The 22,561-nt window shown below is 38.3% G+C and carries 19 protein-coding genes and 1 pseudogene; 15 read left to right on the forward strand and 5 right to left on the reverse strand.

Going from position 1 to position 22,561, the window contains the following annotated elements:
* Window positions 1–3 precede the first annotated feature (3 nt).
* The gene (gene sppA / locus prwr041_RS10090) at window positions 4–1,770 is read right to left on the reverse strand and encodes a signal peptide peptidase SppA (protein ID WP_207153665.1); all 1,767 of its coding nucleotides are present in this window, start codon (window positions 1,768–1,770) and stop codon (window positions 4–6) included.
* Between the two features lie 118 nt (window positions 1,771–1,888).
* Between sppA and axeA1 the strand changes: the two genes are divergently transcribed.
* On the forward strand, window positions 1,889–3,328 hold the full coding sequence (gene axeA1, locus prwr041_RS10095; protein ID WP_207153666.1) for an acetylxylan esterase AxeA1: 1,440 nt from the start codon (window positions 1,889–1,891) through the stop codon (window positions 3,326–3,328).
* On the opposite strand, the gene prwr041_RS10100 is transcribed toward axeA1, so the two are convergent.
* Window positions 3,273–4,604 carry a threonine/serine exporter family protein gene (locus tag prwr041_RS10100; protein WP_207153667.1) on the reverse strand — a complete coding sequence of 444 codons (1,332 nt, stop codon included), beginning with the start codon at window positions 4,602–4,604 and terminating at the stop codon, window positions 3,273–3,275. The genes axeA1 and prwr041_RS10100 overlap by 56 nt on opposite strands.
* Window positions 4,605–4,773: 169 nt before the next feature.
* Between prwr041_RS10100 and prwr041_RS10105 the strand changes: the two genes are divergently transcribed.
* The 5 genes from prwr041_RS10105 (at window position 4,774) to guaA (ending at window position 11,410) form a co-directional block, all read left to right on the forward strand.
* Window positions 4,774–5,046: a co-chaperone GroES gene (locus prwr041_RS10105; protein ID WP_207153668.1), complete on the forward strand. Its 273-nt coding sequence runs from the start codon at window positions 4,774–4,776 to the stop codon at window positions 5,044–5,046.
* Between the two features lie 30 nt (window positions 5,047–5,076).
* On the forward strand, window positions 5,077–6,705 hold the full coding sequence (gene groL, locus prwr041_RS10110; protein ID WP_207153669.1) for a chaperonin GroEL: 1,629 nt from the start codon (window positions 5,077–5,079) through the stop codon (window positions 6,703–6,705).
* Window positions 6,706–7,195: 490 nt separating this feature from the next.
* Window positions 7,196–8,737 carry a RapZ C-terminal domain-containing protein gene (locus prwr041_RS10115; protein ID WP_207153670.1) on the forward strand — a complete coding sequence of 514 codons (1,542 nt, stop codon included), beginning with the start codon at window positions 7,196–7,198 and terminating at the stop codon, window positions 8,735–8,737.
* Window positions 8,738–9,040: 303 nt separating this feature from the next.
* Window positions 9,041–9,835 carry a sugar phosphate nucleotidyltransferase gene (locus prwr041_RS10120; RefSeq protein WP_207153671.1) on the forward strand — a complete coding sequence of 265 codons (795 nt, stop codon included), beginning with the start codon at window positions 9,041–9,043 and terminating at the stop codon, window positions 9,833–9,835.
* Between the two features lie 30 nt (window positions 9,836–9,865).
* Window positions 9,866–11,410 carry a glutamine-hydrolyzing GMP synthase gene (guaA, locus tag prwr041_RS10125; protein ID WP_207153672.1) on the forward strand — a complete coding sequence of 515 codons (1,545 nt, stop codon included), beginning with the start codon at window positions 9,866–9,868 and terminating at the stop codon, window positions 11,408–11,410.
* A 69-nt stretch (window positions 11,411–11,479) separates the two neighbouring features.
* On the opposite strand, the gene prwr041_RS10130 is transcribed toward guaA, so the two are convergent.
* Window positions 11,480–12,133 (reverse strand): outer membrane beta-barrel protein, encoded by a 654-nt coding sequence (locus prwr041_RS10130; protein ID WP_207153673.1) that lies wholly within the window; start codon window positions 12,131–12,133, stop codon window positions 11,480–11,482.
* Window positions 12,134–12,177: 44 nt separating this feature from the next.
* On the reverse strand, window positions 12,178–12,609 hold the full coding sequence (mscL, locus tag prwr041_RS10135) for a large-conductance mechanosensitive channel protein MscL (RefSeq protein ID WP_207153674.1): 432 nt from the start codon (window positions 12,607–12,609) through the stop codon (window positions 12,178–12,180).
* Between the two features lie 302 nt (window positions 12,610–12,911).
* On the opposite strand from mscL, the gene gap reads away from it, so the two are divergent.
* From gap to prwr041_RS10150, 3 genes are all read left to right on the forward strand, one after another.
* On the forward strand, window positions 12,912–13,931 hold the full coding sequence (gene gap, locus prwr041_RS10140) for a type I glyceraldehyde-3-phosphate dehydrogenase (protein WP_018463749.1): 1,020 nt from the start codon (window positions 12,912–12,914) through the stop codon (window positions 13,929–13,931).
* Window positions 13,932–14,010: 79 nt separating this feature from the next.
* Window positions 14,011–14,937, forward strand: coding sequence for a tRNA (adenosine(37)-N6)-dimethylallyltransferase MiaA (gene miaA, locus prwr041_RS10145; RefSeq protein WP_207153675.1), 927 nt, complete (start codon window positions 14,011–14,013; stop codon window positions 14,935–14,937).
* Window positions 14,934–15,869, forward strand: a complete 936-nt coding sequence (locus prwr041_RS10150) for a diacylglycerol/lipid kinase family protein (protein ID WP_207153676.1) — start codon at window positions 14,934–14,936, stop codon at window positions 15,867–15,869. Before miaA ends, prwr041_RS10150 begins: the two co-directional genes overlap by 4 nt.
* 9 nt (window positions 15,870–15,878) lie before the next feature.
* Here the strand turns inward: prwr041_RS10150 and prwr041_RS10155 are convergent, their stop codons facing one another.
* On the reverse strand, window positions 15,879–16,583 hold the full coding sequence (locus prwr041_RS10155) for a Crp/Fnr family transcriptional regulator (RefSeq protein WP_207153677.1): 705 nt from the start codon (window positions 16,581–16,583) through the stop codon (window positions 15,879–15,881).
* A gap of 250 nt (window positions 16,584–16,833) precedes the next feature.
* On the opposite strand from prwr041_RS10155, the gene prwr041_RS10160 reads away from it, so the two are divergent.
* The 6 genes and pseudogenes from prwr041_RS10160 (at window position 16,834) to prwr041_RS13795 (ending at window position 22,507) form a co-directional block, all read left to right on the forward strand.
* Window positions 16,834–18,780 carry a glycogen debranching enzyme N-terminal domain-containing protein gene (locus prwr041_RS10160; RefSeq protein WP_207153678.1) on the forward strand — a complete coding sequence of 649 codons (1,947 nt, stop codon included), beginning with the start codon at window positions 16,834–16,836 and terminating at the stop codon, window positions 18,778–18,780.
* Window positions 18,781–18,797: 17 nt separating this feature from the next.
* Window positions 18,798–20,066, forward strand: a complete 1,269-nt coding sequence (locus tag prwr041_RS10165; RefSeq protein WP_207153679.1) for a glycosyltransferase family 4 protein — start codon at window positions 18,798–18,800, stop codon at window positions 20,064–20,066.
* Between the two features lie 37 nt (window positions 20,067–20,103).
* Window positions 20,104–21,567 carry a glycoside hydrolase family 57 protein gene (locus tag prwr041_RS10170; RefSeq protein ID WP_207153680.1) on the forward strand — a complete coding sequence of 488 codons (1,464 nt, stop codon included), beginning with the start codon at window positions 20,104–20,106 and terminating at the stop codon, window positions 21,565–21,567.
* A 136-nt stretch (window positions 21,568–21,703) separates the two neighbouring features.
* Window positions 21,704–21,841 (forward strand): annotated as a pseudogene (locus prwr041_RS13665) (type II toxin-antitoxin system RelE/ParE family toxin); the annotation flags it as partial.
* Between the two features lie 7 nt (window positions 21,842–21,848).
* Entirely contained in the window at window positions 21,849–22,193 is a 345-nt protein-coding gene (locus prwr041_RS10175) for a HigA family addiction module antitoxin (protein WP_207153681.1), read from the forward strand.
* A gap of 200 nt (window positions 22,194–22,393) precedes the next feature.
* Entirely contained in the window at window positions 22,394–22,507 is a 114-nt protein-coding gene (locus prwr041_RS13795) for a Panacea domain-containing protein (protein WP_394370818.1), read from the forward strand.
* Window positions 22,508–22,561: the final 54 nt, after the last annotated feature.

Consider the following 22,561-nt stretch of genomic DNA (forward strand, 5'->3'; position numbering starts at 1 on the left):
TTATTATTTAATCTTGATGATATATGGCAGGCGTGCCTGAACTTTGTCCATGTGTTCAAAATCGCTAATGATTTTAAATGGCTCATAATATTCGCCAAGCAACATCTGCAAATGTTCGTCCAGATTATTATAATTGTTTTGTTCTGTATTTAATATTTGTTCGAAAATACTTTTTGGTGCAGGATAAGAACATGTCTTATAATCAGTATCCTTTGCTAGTTTGGCAGCTTTAGCAACAGCTTTGTCAAGTCCGCCCAACTCATCAACAAGTTTAATCTTTACAGCATCTTCGCCAAGCCAAACTCTACCTTGTGCAATCTTTTCAACTTGGTCTAAAGTCATGTGTCTGCCTTCAGCAACTCTTTTCTTAAAGATCATGTATCCATGATTTACATTATTCTGCAATAGTCCCAACTGTTCTGGTGTGAATGGATGACCACTTGCTCCAAAAACAGAATTACGGTTGGTCTTTACTTCAGCATAGTTTATTCCGAGCTTCTTGGTGTATAGTTCGCTCATATCTTCAAACAAACCGAAGATACCAATGCTACCAGTAATCGTTGAAGGGTCGGCAACAATCCAGTTTGCATCGCTGCTGATATAATATCCTCCAGATGCAGCAGCACCACTCATGGAAACTACTACAGGTTTAACTTTCTTAAGTTCTGCAATCTGATGCCATATCTGTTCTGAAGCGTAAGCAGAACCACCGCCAGAATTGATACGTATGACAACAGCCTCTACATCATCATTGTTAGCAAGGTCTTGTAGATCCTTACACATATCTTTTCCTACAATCTGATGTCCATTACTGAAAACGCTTTGAGGAGAAGCCTCGTCAACGATGTCACCATAAGCATAATACACAGCAATATGTTTACCTGTTGTCGCATCATCGCTTCCAGCCATATCGTCTACGCTAACCTGATTGACAGTCTCGTCTTGGTCAATAGACAGCATCTTCTTGATTTTTGATTTTACCTCATCGTTATACATCAGGCCATCAACCATCTTGTATTTTACAATGTTTTCTGCGTCTTCAAGCACAATAGCTCTGTCGGCATAAGCATTAAGAGAGTCTTTGTTTATATCTCTGTTTTTTGAAACTGTGTTCAGAATAGTGCTCCACCATCCATTAAGATATCTTTCGGTCTGTTCGCGGTCAGCAGCGCTCATGTTATCAGCGGTGAGGGTCTCGACAGCACTCTTGTATTTACCAACTTTAGTCGTAACAAACTTAATTCCGAATTTAGCCAAAAGGTTCTTGTAGTAAACCTTTTCGCCACCGATACCAATCCAGTTTACCATGCCCTCTTTGTTCATGTAAACTTTATCAGCAGCAGAAGATATATAATAACTCAAAGTGCTGAATTGTTCTCCGTAGGCAACAATCCATTTTCCTGATTTCTTGAAATCAAGTAACGTGTTTTGTATTTCTTCAGCTTGTGCCAAATCAGCACCTAGTTGTCCAGCCTCGATATATATACCTTTGATGTTTTTGTCGTCTTTAGCCTTACGTATAGCTTTCACGGTGTTTTCAAAACTCAGTCCTGATATACCATTGATTTTGTTCATGATATTGTCTTCTGACTGTTCTGTCATCTGACCATCAAGTTTTATGACCAATACCGAGTTGTTTTTAATGTCATTCGTGGCAGTAGAAGCAACGCCGATACCAATAATACATAATATTCCAAAGAAAGACATTACAACTCCAAAGAGAAACATGCCTAGCATAGTGGCAAAGACGTTTTTAAAGAAATCTTTCATACGTTTTATTTTTTCCAGTTTAAATTAGTTATTATATAATATGTGCAAAGATAAATAAATTAATTTATAAATTACAATTAGTTATGTTTATTTTAATAAAAATCATTATCTTTGCGCTATGGAAACAAACAAAAAAATACTATTTACATTGTCATTATTGTTGTATTTTGTGTGTTGTAATGCTCAAAATACGACTCGTAGTTTTGTGTTGAAAATATCTGAAGATGGCGAGTCTACACTTACCGCTTATCTTCCGACTAAACCATCTGGTAGGGCGGTAGTTTGTTTGCCTGGTGGTGGATACACTCACCTTGCAATAGATAACGAGGGACATAACTGGGCTGATTTTTTTAATCGTAAAGGAATCGCTCTTTTTGTGTTGAAATATAGAATGCCTAAGGGTGATAGAAGCATCCCTATATCAGATGCTGTGAAATCAATGGAGACTGTAAGAGACAGTGCTGCATGTTGGAATATAAACCCTTATGATGTGGGTATCATGGGTTCTTCAGCAGGTGGTCATTTAGCATCAGTTATCTCAACAAAGGCTGATTTCTATGCACGTCCAAATTTCAGTATTCTGTTTTATCCTGTTATTACGATGGATAAGAGGAAATCGCATGTAGGTTCATGTGATAATTTTTTGGGTAGTGGTGTGAATAATAAAGAACTGGTAAATGAGTACTCAACTGATATGCAGGTACGTGCTCATCTTACTCCAGAGGCTGTGATATTCTTGGCTAATGATGATGGCGGAGTTCCACCATTGACAAATGGACTTGCTTATTATGCTGCTATGCGAAGAAACGGTAATAAATGTTCGCTTCATATTTACCCTATAGGAGGACACGGATTTGGATTCAAAAAGGAATTTGCATATCATGAACAATTGCTAAATGATCTTTCAACATGGTTGGATAATCATAAATCTCCGTCAAAGGATGCCATAAGAGTGGCATGTATCGGAAACAGCATAACAGATGGTTATGGAATAGACATGGCAGAAGAAAAAGGATATCCAGCTATGCTTCAGAATCAACTTGGTGATAACTATAATGTGAAGAACTATGGAGTAAGTGCACGCACACTGATGAAGAAGGGTGACTTGCCTTATGTTAAAGAACTTGCTTGGCGTGATGCAAAAGCTTTCAATCCAAATATCGTGATTATTAAACTGGGAACTAATGACAGTAAACCAGAAAACTGGCAGTTTAATTCTACTTATCAAAAGGATTTGGAAGCGATGGTAGATACATTGAAATCACTTCCTGCAAAGCCTCTGGTGTATTTGGCAACTCCAATACCTGCTTTTAAAGGAACATGGAATATCAATGACTCTGTGATTGTGAATGGAATTATTCCTATTATAAAGAAAGTCGCTAAGAAAAAGAGATGCAAAATAATAGACCTCCACACTGAATTTTCTCAATATGGAGGTCTGGTTCAGGCAGACGGAATACATCCGAATGCCAAGGGTGCAGCCAAAATGGCTGACATAATATTTAATACCCTCTCTTGCGAGTCACAGAGAAAGATTGTCTGCGGAAAACAAAAATAGGAATAACGCAGCCGGCAACCATTCCGAACATTACCAATATAGTGAGCGTAGAGTTATGGAAGAAATCACCAACATTTTTGATTGTGAATTCTGAAGATTGTCTTACTATATTGATAGTGTTTATCACAGCTTTATAAGCAAATAAACCTGGAACCATAGGAAGAAGGGCAGGGAAAGCAAAACCTTCGGCAGGGTAGTGTAGATGCATTGCAAAAGGAATTGCTAGAAGTCCGATTGCGAAACCTGCTATAGTAGATGCTGAAACCTGATCAAGCATCAATGATGGTGAGTGCATCAGAAAATATCTTATGCCATGACCTACACATGCTAAGAATGCTGAATAGGCAAGAGCTTTGCGTGGTGGATTTGATATTACTGCAAATCCCAAACCGGCAATAGCAGCATACAATCCATCAGCGATAGCTGCCATTACTACATTCGGTCTGACGACCTTAGTAAATATACTTGCATCAATATTTAAAAGCATGACTGTTATCGAGATTCCCAACGCTATGCAAATAATAAGGAGAGTGGCGTTGGTGATTCTGGCTATTCCATTCAGAGCGTTATGGTCAATTATATCCATAACACCATTGATGAGTGGAACTCCTGGGACAAGGTATAACATTGATGTTCCGAGAGAAATATCTTCAGTACCTCCATGTATAAACAGAAAATCAGTTGCTCCAATCAAAGTACTGATAAATGAACAAATGGTGAATATTGCGAGAACATTCCATTTTCGTTTAGTGAGTTGTTGTCTGACGAAGAATCCTATAAATGTAGCAATCCAGACGATAGCCATAGACGTATAATTTCCGTCGAAAAGTCTACAGAAACATGCGTTAGCAAATGAAACAAGTATTAATACCGTCCATGGACTTTCACGTGGTTCACTAATCACTTTATTGAATTTTTTCCATAATTCAGAAAGTGATAGTTTTTTATCAACAGCTTCCCATGATAAATGTGATAGCTTCATGTTGATTTTGAAGTTCAGTCCCATAGACGGAGTCTTCTTCACGTAAGTGTATGAATGTTCGCGCCCTTCGTCATGCAAAGTTATGCTGATGGTTTTAGGGAACATCATTATGTTACACCAATATCCAAAAGACTTTGCGATACGTATCGTGTTGGCCTGGATACGTGATGTCTGAACTCCTACAGCTTCCAGAGTGGATGCGTACTCTGCAAGGAATATTGTTGTTTCTTTTAGACATTTGTGAGCTTCATTACTGATTTCAGTAGGCTCGCTTGATTGTGGAAAATTACTCATGAAAGTTTAATACCTATGTTATATATTATAATTCGCTGCAAAATTAGTAAAAATCTGCCAATTATGACATATAAATTACTGCCAATTTTGGCATATATGCTAATTGGCACATTTTTAGCATATAGTATGGCATATAAATATTAGTTTAAAATTTAAAAACATAAGAATTATGAACATTAAACCATTATCAGACAGAGTGCTGGTACTTCCTGAACCAGCTGAAGAAAAAGTAGGTGGAATCATCATTCCTGACACAGCTAAAGAAAAGCCACAACGTGGTAAAGTAGTAGCTGCAGGTTCTGGTACAAAGGACGAACCTATGATTCTAAAAGAGAATGATGTCGTGCTTTATGGAAAGTATGCTGGAACAGAATTGGAATATCAGGGTGAAAAGTATCTTATGATGCGTCAGAGTGATATACTTGCAGTTCTTGCAGAATAATTTAATGTGTAATTTTAATTTATAATAATCATGGCAAAAGATATTAAGTTTGATGTAGAGGCACGTGACCTCTTGAAGCAGGGTGTTGATCAATTAGCTGATGCAGTAAAAGTAACATTAGGTCCTAAAGGACGCAACGTAGTAATCGAAAAGAAGTTTGGTGCTCCTCAGATCACAAAGGATGGTGTTACCGTTGCAAAGGAAATTGAACTTGAAAATCATTTTGAGAATACTGGTGCACAGCTTGTAAAGAGTGTAGCCAGCAAGACTGGTGATGATGCAGGTGACGGAACAACAACTGCAACAATACTTACTCAGGCTATTGTAGCTGAAGGCTTGAAAAATGTAACCGCAGGTGCTAATCCAATGGATTTGAAGCGTGGTATTGACAAGGCTGTTAAGGCTGTTGTTGAATTCATTAAGAATAATGCAGAACTTGTTGGTGATAACTATGACAAAATTGAGCAGGTAGCAACAGTTTCAGCAAACAATGATCCTGAAATAGGTAAGCTTCTTGCTGATGCAATGCGCAAAGTTTCTAAAGATGGTGTTATCACTATTGAGGAAAGCAAGAGCCGTGATACTCATATCGACGTTGTTGAAGGTATGCAGTTTGATCGTGGTTATCTTTCTGGATATTTCGTAACAGACGCAGACAAGATGGAGTGTGTTATGGAAAACCCATACATCCTTATTTATGATAAGAAGATCAGTAACCTTAAAGATTTCTTGCCAATTCTACAGCCAGCTGCAGAAAGTGGACGTCCATTGATGGTTATTGCTGAAGATGTAGATTCTGAGGCTCTTACTACATTGGTTGTGAACCGTCTTCGTGGTGGTTTGAAGATTTGTGCTGTTAAGGCTCCTGGATTCGGTGATCGTCGCAAAGCAATGCTTGAGGACATCGCAGTTCTTACGGGTGGTGTAGTTATCAGTGAGGATAAGGGCTTGAAGCTTGAGCAAGCTACTCTTGAAATGCTTGGAAGCGCAGAGAAAGTTACTGTCACAAAGGATAACACAACGATCGTTAGTGGTCATGGTGTAAAAGAAAATATACAGGAGCGTGTAGCTCAGATTAAGAATGAAATTGCTAACACAACAAGTTCTTATGATAAGGAGAAACTTCAGGAGCGTCTTGCTAAACTTTCAGGTGGTGTAGCTGTACTCTATGTTGGTGCTAACTCTGAGGTAGAGATGAAGGAAAAGAAAGATCGTGTAGACGATGCACTTTGTGCAACACGTGCTGCAATGGAAGAAGGTGTTGTTGCCGGTGGTGGTACAACATATATCCGTGCTCTTACTGCGTTGAAAGACCTTAAGGGTGACAGCGCTGATGAGCAGACCGGTATTAACATTGTTGAGCGTGCTATCACATCTCCTCTTCGTCAGATTGTTGCAAATGCAGGTGGTGAAGGCTCAGTTGTTGTTAACAAAGTAGCTGAAGGCGAGGGCGATTTCGGTTATAACGCACGTACTGATGAGTATGAGGATATGCGTAAGGCTGGTATCATTGATCCTGCTAAAGTGGCTCGTGTTGCACTTGAAAATGCAGCTTCAATAGCTGGATTATTCCTTACAACAGAATGCCTGATTACAGATAAGCCAGAACCTAAGTCTGCTGCTCCTGCAGTACAACCAGGTATGGGTGGAATGATGTAATTAAATTTGTAAACTCAATATAACATAAAAGGGGCTAATCTTTAAAGATTAAGTCCCTTTTTTTTATTTATTTGCTAATAATTATAAAAAAAAGCCACAAACCTTTTGAATGTATTGAAAAAAAATATATCTTTGCAATAGTTAAGATAAAAAAGTATCGGATTAAATCCGAAAAAGATATTTTTTTGATTTGTTTTAGTAGATTAGTTTTTAAGTAGTTTGTTTTTGAAAATCGGTTGTCGTGATGACATCCGATTTTTTTTTGTATCTTTGCAGAATGAAAATGAATATCAATTGGAAACGGTGGGCTATAATGGCAATAGTTGCCTTTTTGCTTATAATATTAACAAGGTCATTCTTTATGTCCTTAGGTATATTTATGGTATTGTTGCTAATAGACAATTTGTTAGAACAGTGGGAGGAAAAACGCAAGAACAAAGATAAAGAATGATGTTCTTGTATCTGTTGATGAATAAACAAAATATCACTTATGCAAAAGTTAACGAAGTTATATGCTGATTATAAAGGAGAGGAACCTGTAGAGATAGAAAAACTTCCTGGAGCTGGAAGTAACAGACAATACTATCGTTTTGTGGATAAGGATGGCGGTACTATTATCGGCGTTGTTGGTACGAGTAGAGATGAGAACCATGCTTTTATATATTTGGATAATCATTTCTCAATGAGAAAACTTCCTGTACCAAACGTTTTGGCTGTTAGCAATGATGAGTTGCGCTATTTGCAGACCGACTTAGGAAATTCATCTTTGTTTGATGCAATAAAAGGTGGAAGGGAAGCAGACGGAAGATATAATCAAAAGGAACAACAACTGTTGGTGAAGACCATCAGGGAATTGCCTAAGATTCAGATTGAAGGCGCAAGAGAACTGGATTGGACTAATTGCTATCCACAACCTGAATTTGATAAAGAAGGCGTACTCTTTGATTTAAACTATTTCAAGTATTGTTTTCTCAAAGCTACAGGACTAGACTTTCATGAGCTTAAACTTGAAGCTAATTTTAGAATGTTTGCCAAAGATTTGACTTCTGAAGATTGTGACAGTTTTCTTTATCGTGATTTTCAGGCGCGCAATATAATGCTAGATGAAAATGACAATCCATACTTTATTGACTTTCAAGGTGGACGAAAAGGACCTTATTATTATGATGTAGCTTCTTTCTTATGGCAAGCTTCAGCAAAGTATTCGTTCAAACTTCGTCGCAAACTTGTCTATGAGTATTATAATTCGTTGAAGAATTATGTAGAGGTTCCTTCTGAACGCCATTTCGTTGAAAGATTGAGCTTGTTTGTTTTGTTTCGTACTCTTCAGGTTTTAGGAGCGTATGGTTTCAGAGGATATTTTGAGCGTAAAAAGCATTTCTTGGATTCAATACCTCCGGCAATGGATAATCTTCGTGAACTTCTGAAGCTTAATCCTGATATATTCCCTTATCCTTATATGATGGATATGTTGAAGAAACTTACTGAAATGCCCATGTTCTCACATATTGAAGAACCTGCACACAGCAGAGCTGACGGATATAAGATAACAGACAGTAACGTTTATGTAGCACATTCACAAGACGGCCCTGCTACATTCTCAAGTTATGACGCTAAAGGACCTTTGGTTGTAAATGTGAACAGTTTCTCATTTAGAAAAGGAATCCCTGATGATCCTTCTGGAAACGGTGGCGGTTATGTGTTTGATTGCCGTAGCACTCACAACCCGGGTCGTTATGAACCATATAAGAAACTTACCGGACTTGACGAACCCGTTATTCGATTCCTTGAAGATGATGGTGAGATATTGACGTTTCTTGATGAAGTGTATAAACTCGCTGATCATCATGTCATGAGATATATCCAACGTGGATTCACTAATTTGATGTTTTCTTTTGGTTGTACAGGTGGTCAGCATAGATCAGTGTATAGTGCACAGCATCTGGCAGAGCATATTCATGAGAAATTTGGAATTGAAGTACATGTGAATCATCGTGAACAGAATATACAGCAGATATTACTGAAAAAGTAAAGTGAGGTCTGCCCAACATATTTGTTATTATAGATTCAGCATTTTCATCTTTGAAACAACGCAAATAGAATTATTTTCCAAAAGGAAAAAATCTTGTATACGTAAATGATATTAATCAGTATATCCGTACATAATATGGCGGATATACTGATTATCGTATATATACATCATGTAGTTCTTAAAAGAATAATGTCATCGCGCATATTGACCAATGATGTAGTGATAGGGATAAAATCAATTACTTTTCAATAAATTTTGTCATCTCGTGAAAAATGGTTATATTTGCACGCATTAAAAAAGAAAATGATGCAAGCAATGATTTTCGCAGCAGGATTGGGTACTCGCCTAAAACCTCTTACCGATAGTATGCCAAAGGCGTTGGTAAGAGTTGGAGGAGAGCCGCTGCTCAAACGCGTGATCTTTCGATTGAAAGATGCCGGATTCAATTCAATAATAATTAATGTACATCATTTTGCAAGTCAGATAATAGATTATTTAAAGGAGAATGATAATTTCGGACTTGATATAAAAATCAGTGATGAAACTTCAGGATTGCTTGAAACTGGTGGTGGTATAAAGAAAGCCATACCTTTATTTAATCCTAATGATCAGATACTCATCCATAATGTAGACATCTTGAGTAATGTAGATTTAAAGAAATTCTATCATGTAGATCGTCGTGTCATGTGTAAGTCTTGCGGAGTTCCGCATCGTCAAGCTGGGGCAGTATTGCTTGTAAGCTGGCGAAAGACAAAGAGATATCTGATGTTTAATGATGACATGCTTCTTGTCGGTTGGGTTAATATAGAAACCGGTGAGATAAAAAGTCCTTATGCGGAAGTTAAATCTTCTACAATAGATAAGCTTCGTGAAAATTATAAGATGTATGCTTTTTCGGGTATACATTCTTTCTCTCCTCAACTGTTTCCATTCATGTCTGATTATCCAGATAAGTTCCCTATCATGGACTTCTATCTGCAAAACTGCGATAAGATAGCTATTAAGGGATATGTGAAAGAAGACTTGAAACTGATGGATGTCGGAAAACTCGATACGATTGATAATGCGGAAACTTTTCTTGAGGAGTTGAATCAATAAAGAAACTATATATTTAATCAAACAATTAATATGCAACAGAAGATTATTATTCTTGACTTCGGTTCACAGACAACACAACTTATTGGTCGTCGTGTACGTGAATTGGACACCTTCTGCGAAATCTTACCTTACAACAAATTTCCAAAGAATGATCCAAATATCATTGGTGTGATTCTTAGTGGAAGTCCTTATTCAGTTCATGATAAGGAGGCGTTTACGGTTGATTTGAGCCAATTTATAGGTAAGTATCCTGTTTTGGGTATATGCTATGGCGCTCAGTTCATCTCATTTGCCAATGGTGGAAAGGTTGAGCAGACCGGTACCCGTGAGTACGGCCGTGCAAATCTTGAGACAATAGACTTGGAAACTCCTATTTTCAAGGATTTCAAGAAAGGTTCACAGGTTTGGATGAGTCATGGTGACACGATCACCGCTATTCCAGAAGGTTTTCATATCACTGGTTCTACAGCCGACGTGAAATATGCAGCTTTTGCCAATGAAGAGAAACGTGTATGGTGTGTACAGTTTCATCCAGAAGTGTTCCATTCTACTCAGGGCACACAGTTGCTGAAAAATTTCGTTGTTGACATCTGTAAGAGTAAGCAGGAATGGAGCCCAGCTTCATTTGTTGAAAGCACTGTTGAGGAGCTGAAAGCACAATTAGGTAATGATCGTGTTATTCTTGGTCTTTCAGGAGGTGTAGACTCTTCTGTTTGTGCTACATTGCTCAATAAGGCTATAGGCAAGAATCTTACTTGTATATTCGTTGATCATGGTATGCTTCGCAAGAACGAGTTTGCTAAGGTTATGGAAGCATATAGCGGACTTGGTTTGAATGTAATTGGTGTTGATGCTAGCGAGAAGTTCTTTAAAGATCTCGAAGGCGTTTCTGATCCAGAAACAAAGCGCAAGATTATAGGACGTGACTTCGTTGAGGTGTTCAACGCTGAAGCTAAAAAGATTGTTGACGCTAAATGGTTGGCACAGGGTACAATATATCCAGACCGTATAGAGAGTCTAAGTATTACTGGTATGGTTATCAAGAGCCATCATAATGTTGGCGGACTTCCTAAAGAAATGAAACTTCAACTTTGTGAGCCATTGCAATGGCTGTTTAAGGATGAGGTTCGTAGAGTTGGTCGCCAGTTGCAGATGCCAGAACGCTTGATCAATCGTCATCCTTTCCCAGGGCCAGGACTTGCTGTTCGTATTCTTGGTGATATTACACGCGAAAAAGTGCGTATTCTTCAGGATGCTGACGATATATATATTGAAGAAATGCACAACTATGTATGCGAAGACGGAGATGCTTTGTATAATAAGGTTTGGCAGGCAGGAACAGTTCTTCTCTCTACTATCCGTAGCGTAGGAGTTATGGGCGATGAGCGAACATACGAACATCCTGTAGCATTGCGTGCTGTTACTAGTATGGATGCAATGACAGCAGATTGGGCTCACCTTCCTTATGATTTCATGGCCAAAGTGTCAAATGAGATTATTAATAAGGTTAAGGGTGTGAACAGAGTATGCTATGACATCTCTTCAAAACCACCATCTACAATAGAATGGGAATAAAATTCTTCTATAAATAAAAAATAGCCTCAATCTTTTGGTTGAGGCTATTTTGTTTATTAATATGTTTTATTAGAACTGATATCCTACAATAATTCCGGCAGTGATATTAATCGTATTTATTTTAAAAAGTTCATCAAGAACCTTTCCTAAATCGTTGTCAGACTGATACAATTTCTTGAAACCGCTTTCCATAAAAGCTCCAAGTTTGATCTTGTTTTTGTAAGTGTATTGTATTTCTGAATCAAATCCGTAATCCCAACGGCTTGTTACCATACCGTTAATTTCAAACGGACTATACTTTGTCTGACTCCTAATGCCATTCTCTATTTTTGTCATAGTTCCACTTCCGTTAGTTCCGTAAGCGATATAAGGACCTACAAGAATCTGCCATTTGCTGTTGACGGCATTAAGTCTGCCAATCCTAATGCCTAGTCTTAATGGCAAAGTGATGTAATTTGCATGGAAAGAAGACTCTTTGGAATATGTATGTCGTGTTTCTCCCTCTTCATAACTATAATTTTCTTTTGTTACTCTGTGTCTGTTTGATAAATACAATCCTGGCACAACAGATAACCTGCTTGATATAGGAATGTCTGCATTACCACCTATGCGCCATGAAAAATCTGGTGAATACTGTGGTCCTGCTTCAACGCTAAATTTAGTTTGTGAGTTCATGTCTGTAGTTGCCATTATCATCAATAATGCAATAATTACTTTTTTCATTTGGTTATTTATTTGTTATAATCTCACAAAGTTAGTAATTATTTTCAATTATCTTTGTCTGTATTCTGTTTTTCTTTCAATAGGTCGCGTATTTCAGATAGCAACTGTTCTTCTTTTGAAGGAGCTGCTGGCTTCTTGACTTTATTGTTATTAGTGATTTTATTTATTGTCTTAACGATTAAGAACACACAGAATGCGACTATGACAAAGTTAAGCATAGCTTGTAGAAAATGCCCATAGTTGATAGTTACAGAAGGAATCTTTTCCATTCCGGGAATGTATACAGAAGGCAATTTGAATTTTAAGTCAGAGAAGTTTACTCCTTTGATAAGCCAACCAATAGGTGGCATGATGATGTCATCAACAATGCTACTTACTATTTTGCCGAAAGCTGCACCGATGATGATACCGATAGCCATGTCTACAGCATTGCCTTTGACGGCAAACTCTTTGAATTCACTGATGAATTTACCCATAAATATACTTTTTAAATTAATTACTAAATGTTTTTTTGTAATATAGAGTTGTCACTTTTGGATACAACAAAACTAAAGTTTGTTATAAGGTCTAATGAACTCGCCTTTTTTATATAAATTAATATAGCTTTGAAGTGCAAATATAGAAATAATTTTGTATCTTTGCGCTCGGAAATACGAAAAAAAGCAATGCGGTGTTATATTTTTGATGTTTCGACAATAACAAGTTTCGCTGCTATTTGCTTAAATAGGTATTAAGTTTAAGGATATATATTTTTAACCCTTTAAAATATAAAAGTAAAATGATTAAAATTGGTATTAACGGTTTCGGTCGTATTGGCCGTTTCGTTTTCCGTGCAACTCTTGAAGAGGCAAACGCAAAAGATGTAGTAGTTGTAGGTATCAACGACCTTTGTCCTGTTGATTACTTGGCTTACATGCTTAAGTACGATACAATGCACGGTCAGTTCCAGGGAACTATCGAGGCTAATGTTGAGAAGTCTCAGCTAATCGTAAACGGTAACGTTATCCGTGTAACTGCAGAGCGCAACCCAGCTGACTTGAAGTGGGACGCTGTTGGTGCTGAATACGTTGTTGAGTCTACAGGTCTTTTCCTTACAAAGGAGAAGAGCCAGGGTCACATCGACGCAGGTGCTAAGTATGTAGTTATGTCAGCTCCTTCTAAGGATGATACTCCAATGTTTGTTTGTGGTGTAAACTTCGACAAATATGTTAAGGGTGCTAAGTTCGTTTCTAACGCTTCTTGTACTACTAACTGTCTTGCTCCTATCGCTAAGGTTCTTAACGATAAGTTCGGTATCGCTGATGGTTTGATGACAACTGTTCACTCTACAACAGCTACTCAGAAGACTGTTGATGGTCCTTCTGTAAAGGATTGGCGTGGTGGTCGTGCTGCTTCTGGCAACATCATCCCTTCTTCTACTGGTGCTGCTAAGGCTGTAGGTAAGGTTATCCCTGAGCTTAACGGTAAGTTGACTGGTATGTCTATGCGTGTTCCTACTCTTGACGTATCTGTTGTTGACCTTACAGTTAACTTGGTTAAGCCTGCTACATACGCAGAGATTTGTGCTGCAATGAAGGCTGCTTCTGAGAAAGAGCTTGCTGGCGTTCTTGGTTATACTGAAGAGGCTGTAGTTTCTTCTGATTTCCTTGGTTGCCCATTGACATCTATCTTCGACGCTAAGGCTGGTATCGCTCTTACTGATACATTCGTAAAGGTTGTATCTTGGTATGACAACGAGATTGGTTATAGCCACAAGGTTGTTGAGCTTATCAAGCACATGGCTAAGGTTAACGGTTAATTCTCGGTTAATCCTATCCAAAAATAAAATTACTGCCGTTCAGCATTGCTGAACGGCTTTTTTTTTATAATTTTGTACCATGAATAAAATGATTACCATTCTAGGACCTACTGCCAGTGGAAAGACAAGTCTTGCCGCAGCTCTTGCTTTTGACCTTGATGCCGAGATTATAAGTGCTGATAGCAGACAGGTATATAAAGGTATGGATATAGGCACAGGAAAGGATTTAGATGACTATGTTGTGAATGGTCGCCACATTCCTTACCATCTTATAGATATATGTGAACCTGGTAGCAAATATAATTTATTCAGATATCAGGAAGATTTTATGAGTGCCTATAATGACATAACGGGTAGGGGAGTGACTCCTATCCTATGTGGAGGCACAGGACTTTATATAGAATCGGTATTAAAAGGGTACAGCTTGTCACCTGTCCCGCAGAATGAAGAACTACGTAAGAGTCTTGTTGGTAAGTCTCTTGATGAACTAACCTTGATGTTGAGTGAATTGAAGAATCATAATCATAGCGTAATGCACAACAAGACGGATGTTGATTCTTGTCAAAGAGCTATAAGGGCAATTGAGATTGAAACTTATAATCTTGAAAATCCAACGCCTAGGAGGGTTTGCCTGCCAATAGATTCAGTGATTATTGGTGTTAATATAGACCGTGAAGTGCGTCGCGCCAAAATATCAGATAGACTTGTAAAGCGTCTGGATGAAGGTATGGTTGATGAAATAAAAAGTATTCTTGCAAGTGGAGTCCCTGCTGAAAACCTTATTTATTATGGTCTGGAATATAAGTATGTTACAGAGTATGTGATAGGTAAGACTAGTTACGACGAAATGTTGCATGGTTTGGAAATCGCAATTCATCAATTTGCTAAACGGCAGATGACATGGTTTCGCGGTATGGAGCGAAGGGGATTTGTCATTAATTGGATTGATGCCCTTTTGCCTATGGACGAGAAAGTTAATACGATAAAGAAAATAATGAGTTTATGATGACAGAAAACCGTTGGGGAGTGCTTTATTGCCCAAAGCATGAAGGGCTTTCAAATCCATCAAATCGATGGGAAAAGATCGAGAAGGCATTGCACGATAACAATGTTGATTATGATTTCGTGCAGAGTGAGAACTCAAAGAGTGTCGAGCGTCTTGTGAAGATGATGATCAATAATGGTTACAAAACTATTGTTATTGTTGGTGGTGACTCTGCTCTGAATGATTCCGTGAATTGTTTGATGGATGTAGAGAAAGATGTGCGCGACCAGATTTCACTGGGCGTTATTCCAAATGGTTTGATGAATGATTTTGCTCATTTCTGGGGATTCTCCGAAAGTGAGTATGACCAGTCAATAAAATGGATTAAGCAACATCGTGTGCGTAAGATTGATCTTGGGTGCATTCGATATTATAATAAGAGTGGTGAACCATGTCATCGTTATTTCCTTAATTGCGTTAACATAGGGCTTATTGCTGCTATCATGAACTTGCGTCGTAAGACTCGTCATTTCTTTGGATCACGCACTTTGTCTTTCATGTTTTCTTTTGCCATGATGATATTCCAGCGTTTGGAATATAAAATGCACATGAAGATCAATACTGATGAATTGCAGCGTAAGATGATGACTGTCTGTGTGGGCAATTCTACAGGTTATGGTCAGACTCCTAATGCTGTGCCTTATAATGGTATGCTTGATATTTCTGTAGTCTATCATTCAGAGTTGACCCAGATGTTGGAAGGATTGTATTTATTCTTGCGTGGTAAGTTCCTTAATCACAAGAGCGTGCATCCGTATAGAACACGAGAGATAGAAGTCTTTGATGTTCAAAGAGCTATGGTTGGTATTGACGGGCGATTAATGAATACACCTGTTGGTCCATTCAAAATTAATGTAGAACAAGAAGTGATAAACTTCCTTATTCCGGAATAATAGTATACATTATCCCAATTGACTTATTCTTAATATCTCGTCGCTGTTAATGAGTTTGATTTTTCTACCATCAATAGCGATCAGTTTTTCATTGGCGAAAGCTGAAAGTGTACGGATAGCATTACTGGTAGTCATGTTTGACAGATTTGCCAAATCTTCACGACTTAAGTATATACTTAATGTATATCCGTCTTCCTCAATGCCATAACTGTCTCTGAGGAATATAAGTGATTCTGCAAGGCGGCCACGTATGTGCTTTTGGGTTAGATTCACTGTGCGGTCGTCGCTATATCCCAATTGCTTTGATAAGTATTTAATGAAGAACAGACTGATGTTAAAGTTGCTCTTCATTAGTTTCATCATTACAGGCATTGAAAAGAATGCAACAATTGAAGGCTCAAATGCCATAGCTGCAGTTTTGTAGTCTTCGTCTGCGAAATAGGCTCTGAATCCAAAAAACTCTATTGGCTTTATGATTCTTAAAATCTGATTGCGTCCGCCTATGCCAACCTTGAATATCTTTACCTTGCCCTGCACAAGACACATCATTCTTGTTGGACCATCAAAGTCTTTGTAAATTAGTTGGTTTCTCTTGAATTTTTGGACATAAATATCATCGGAGAGAATTTTTATCTCTTCGTCGGTAAGCGGTTGCCATAGCTCAGAAATGGCTCGAACTATAGCAGAATTATTGTTGTCCTTTTTAAAAGCCATATATATCTAGAGAGATGTAATATAAATATTACTTGGGCAAAAGTAATAAAAAAACTTAGAAATGAACATTTATTTTGACTAAAAATATATCGTATAACATAAAATTTAGCGTTTTTACAAAAAAAGTTTGACACTAAATTTGTAGACTGAACATTTTTTGTTAACTTTGAACTCATGTAGAGTTTATCTAATGTAAAGGTAAATACTCGCAAAACACAATATAAAACATTTTAAACCTTAATAGAGAACTATGAGTTATTTAAAATTTGAAAAAGCTCTGATGACGAATCTCCAAGAGTCATTACCAAGAGAGTTGCTTCGCACCAACCGCTCTGGAGCTTACTCTTGTTCCACTATTGTTGACTGTAATACCCGAAAGTATCATGGTCTGCTTGTCGTTCCGGTTCCAGAACTGGATGATGACAATCATGTATTACTTTCATCATTGGATGTTACAGTGGTTCAGCATGGCGCTGAATTTAATATGGGACTTCATAAGTATCAGGGTAATAACTACAGTCCAAAGGGACATAAGTATATTAAAGAGTTTGATTGCAATAAGGTTCCTACTACAATTTATCGTGTAGGTGGAGTTATATTGAAAAAGGAAGTCGTGTTTCAGCATTATGAAGACAGAATTCTGATTCGTTATACGCTTGTTGATGCCCATTCTATCACTACATTAAGAATACGTCCATTCCTAGCCTTTCGCAGTGTCAGGCAGTTTACTCATGAGAATTCTGTTGCTAGCAGAGATTATCAGCCTGTAGACAATGGAATAAAGACTTGTATGTATCCGGGTTATCCTGAATTGTTTATGCAGTTTAGCACGGAAAACAAGTTCATGTTTAAGCCTGATTGGTATCGCGGTGTGGAATATCCAAAAGAACAGGAACGTGGATATGCCTCTGATGAGGATCTTTATGTTCCAGGATATTTCGAACTAGACATAAAGAAAGGCGAAAGCATTGTCTTTGCTGCTTCTATTTCTGAAAGTTCTACGGATAGCTTGAATGAACTGTTTGATACTGAGGTCGGCAAACGTACGCCAAGAGATAACTTTTTTCATTGTTTAGTCAATGCCGCTCATCAATTTCATATTCATGAGAACAATGATGATCGGTATATTCTTGCTGGTTATCCATGGTTCAAATGTCGTGCCCGTGACATGTTTATCGCATTGCCAGGTCTCACTCTTTCTATAGAAGAACAGTATTATTTTGAACTTGTGATGAAGACGGCTCAAAAGGGACTTGATGAGTTTATGGAAGGCAAACCGCTTTCGGTAAAGATTTATGAAATGGAACAGCCTGATGTACCGTTGTGGGTTATATGGTGTCTGCAACAGTATGCAAAGGAAGCCGGAATGCAGAAATGCTTAGAGATGTACGGACCTTTCATGAAACGTATAATGACGTTTATAGAAAAAGGTAATCATCCTAATCTTAAAGTTATGGATAACGCTCTTGTCTATACCAATGGTACTGATAAGGCCGTAACTTGGATGAACTCTACCGTAAATGGCAAACCTGTTGTGCCTCGTACGGGGTATATTGTTGAGTTCAATGCTTTATGGTATAATGCACTCAAGTTTTGCGCGTCAATAGCCCAGCTTGATAAAAAGAATAAGGAAGCTGAACACTTGGAAAAGACGGCTGAAAAATGCCGCAAGTCTTTCCTTGATATGTTCATGAATGAATATGGTTATCTGTTTGATTATGTAGGTGGAAATGACAAGGATTGGAGCGTAAGACCAAATATGATTTTCGCTGTTGCCTTGGATTATTCTCCTTTAGATCAAGACCAGAAAAAGAGCGTTTTGGATGTCTGTACACGTGAACTTCTTACTCCTAAGGGATTGCGTTCGCTGTCTCCAAAGAGTGGTGGATATAATCCTATGTATATAGGTCCGCAGACACAGCGCGATTATGCTTATCATCAAGGCACAGCGTGGCCTTGGCTTGGAGGTTTCTATATGGAAGCCTGCCTTAAACTCTATAAACGTACCAGACTGAGCTTCATAGAGCGTCAGATGGTTGGATATGAAGATGAAATGCTTAATCACTGCATAGGTACTATTCCTGAACTCTTTGATGGCAATCCACCTTTCAATGGTCGAGGGGCAATATCATTCGCAATGAATGTGGCAGAGATACTTCGTACGCTCGAGCTTCTTGAAAAGTATAACTTTAAATAAATGGGAGGAGATACAATATGAAAGTATTAATGTTCGGATGGGAATATCCTCCTCACGTATATGGTGGACTGGCAACAGCTAATTATGGAATTACTGAGGGACTGCATGCTCAAGGTGATGTTGATATAACTTTATGTCTTCCTAAGCCTTGGGGAGACGAGGATAAGACACCTGCAAACATTGTGGCAATGAACTGCGTGCCGATTGCTTGGCGTGATGTTGATTATGATTACGTTAAGAACAAAATCGGCAACATAATGTCACCGGAGCTTTATTATAAACTTCGTGATCATATCTATGGCGACTTCAATTATATGGGTGTCAATAATTTGGGTGCTATGGATTTCGCTGGTGGATATCCAGCTAACCTTCATGACGAGATAAACAATTATTCTGTAATTGCCGGAGTCGTGGCTAGAACAATGGATTTTGACATTATTCATGCTCACGACTGGCTTACTTATCCTGCTGGCATACATGCAAAATATGCTAGTGGCAAACCATTGTGCATACATGTTCACGCCACAGACTTTGATCGTAGCCGTGGACATGTCAATCCTACAGTGTATGGAATCGAGAAGAATGGTATGGACAATGCCGACTGCATCATGTGTGTGAGCGAACTCACACGCCAGACGGTTATAAATCAATACCATCAGGACCCACGCAAAGTGTTTACGGTTCATAATGCGGTGTATCCATTAGAGAAAGAATTGCAGGATATTCCACGCCCAGATCATAAGGGTAAGGAGAAAGTAGTAACTTTCCTGGGACGACTTACAATGCAGAAAGGACCAGAGTATTTTGTCGAGGCAGCCAATATGGTTCTTCACCGCACTCGCAATGTACGTTTCTGTATGGCTGGTTCGGGTGATATGATGGATCAGATGATCTATCTTGCTGCAGAAAGAGGTATTGCAGATCGTTTCCACTTCCCAGGCTTTATGCGTGGAAAACAAGTCTATGAATGTCTTAAGGATTCTGATGTTTATGTAATGCCTTCTGTGAGTGAGCCTTTTGGTATCTCTCCGCTTGAAGCTATGCAATGCGGAACACCTACAATCATATCAAAGCAGAGTGGCTGTGCCGAGATTCTTACCAACTGTATAAAGGTAGACTACTGGGACATCAATTCGCTTGCCGATGCCATTTATAGCATCTGTCACAACGAGAGTCTGTTTGATTATCTTTCTGTTCAAGGAAAGAATGAAGTAGATCAGATTACTTGGGAAAAGGTAGGCTTGTGGATACGTGAACTCTATGAACGCACTTTGGGGTGGCGCTAGATAAACTGAATAAAGTAAAATAGTAAAAGTATATAGCATGAAGACAATTTGTTTATATTTCGAAATACATCAGATTCTACATCTGAAGAGATATCGTTTCTTTGATATCGGTACTGATCATTATTATTATGATGATTACGAGAATGAAAGAAGTACGATTGATATTACCGAGCGTTCTTATATGCCTGCGCTCAATGCGTTGCTTGATATGATCAAGGCTAATGGTGATTATTTCAAGGTAGCTTTCTCTCTTAGCGGTGTCGGTGTAGAACAGTTAGAGATGCATGCTCCGCAAGTGTTGGAAAAGTTACAGGAACTCAATAATACAGGCTGTGTGGAATTTCTTGCCGAACCTTATTCGCATGGTCTATCTTCACTTGTTAACGAGGACGGATTTGATGAGGAGGTGAAGCGCCAGTGCTCAAAGATGAATGAGTACTTTGGACAGTATCCAAAGGTATTGCGCAACTCGTCTCTCATATATAGTGATGATATCGGACTGAAGGTTTCTCAGATGGGATTCAAGGGTATGCTCACTGAGGGTGCAAAACATGTATTAGGTTGGAAGTCTCCACATTATTTATATACTAGTGAGTTGGCTCCAAACTTGAAACTCCTGTTGCGTGATATAAATCTCAGCGATGACATTTCACTTCGTTTCAGCAATAAGGACTGGAGCGGATATCCATTGTTTGCTGATACTTACATCAATCGTATTGCAGGATTGCCTCAAGAGGAACAGGTAGTAAACATATTTATGGAACTTTCTGCTCTTGGCATCGCTCAGCCTTTGTCAAGCAATATTCTTGAATTCTTTAAGGCTTTGCCTGCTTGTGCCAAAGCTAAAAATATAACATTCTCTACGCCGACAGAGATTTGTGAGAATGTAAAGGCTGTCGATTCGCTAAATGTGCCAGACACGCTTAGTTGGATAGACGAAGAGCGTGATGTAAGTTCATGGCTAGGTAATCCTATGCAGCGTGAGGCTTTCAATAAGTTGTATAGTGTTGCCGATCGTGTACGTATAGCTAACGATCCTCGTATAAATCAGGATTGGGATTATTTGCAGGCTAGCAACAACTTCCGTTTTATGACAACGAAGCCAGCTGTTGTTGGTGTTGATCGTGGCATCTATAGCAGTCCTTTTGATGCTTTCACAAACTATATGAATATCCTTGGTGATTTCATCAATCGTGTCAACAATCTTTATTCTACCGACATTGATAATGACGAACTTGAAGGCTTGCTCACAACGATCAAGAATCAAGGTGATGAAATTGAGATGAAGGATAAGGAGATTTCTCGTCTTCAGGCTAAGATTGAAAAGATTGAGACTGAAAGCGATAAGTTCCGTGAACAGGTAGAAGTAAAGTGTACTACAAAGAAAGAAACTCCAAAAAAGTCTGTTGCAAAGAAAGAGACTATCAAGAAATCTGTTGCAAAGAAATCTGCAACGAAGAAAGTAGGGGAGGAGCCTGTTACGAATTCTTCTAAAGAGTAATATATATAATTACCCTGATGTGATGATTTAGTCGTAGCTCATTTGGGCTTATTCCCAATATGAGTTTATTATTTTATAGTGATAATTATTTTGAGTAGGGAAGTCAGTAAAGACTGACTTCCCTTTTTTGTTCGCCCTGCATGGTGACAAGAAAGCTAAATCTTCTATCAGAGCCAATGACAAATATCGTATTGAGTTCACTATAGATGAGAATTTAGAAACGCCTGTTCTCACGGTATGCAACATTATAGAATTGTCGAACCATTATAAATAATGAAGATATGATCACATTAAGAGGCATTGACCCAAAAATGATCGCCAACAACCTGGAATCATCAATGTTGATTCATCCAGGAGAAATGATAAAGGATGAAATTGAGAGTCGTGGCATGACCCAAAAGAAACTCGCTAACATGACTGGCATTGCTCCATCGGTGCTCAACGAGGTGCTTAATGGCAAGCGCTCTGTTACCACAGAATATGCCCTGCTGATAGAAGCTGCCCTTGACATTGATGCAGACATGTGGATTGGTCTTCAGGCAGACTACGATAAGCAGAAAGCTCGTAACGACAAATCCTTCATCAAAAGGCTGGAAGAGATTAGAAAATATGCGGTGATGCTTTAAGCACACTCTATAAGATGCACTATACCCTAAGTAAGCATAATGATAATGTAAGACAAGGGGAAAAATAAGAGTATAATAAATATATTATTCCTGAGGACTTTTTTGTTCGCCCTGCATGAGTATATTCTAATATGGCTTGACGTATAGAAACTTGATATAAAGCTGGAATACTGAATATTATCATTGATAAATTCAAAGATATATCTTCAGCAGAAATATCAGCAATGAGTCACAAAGAAGATCCATGGAAAAAATATCATGACTGCGACAATCTCATTTCATATAATGAAGCATTCAAATTGAGTACTGTCTGACTATTGAATGAATATACCGTTCCCGCTAATTCCCGCAGATATTCTTTTCTTTGT

The organism is Prevotella herbatica, assembly GCF_017347605.1.
In the GTDB taxonomy this organism is placed as follows: Bacteria; Bacteroidota; Bacteroidia; order Bacteroidales; family Bacteroidaceae; genus Prevotella; species Prevotella herbatica.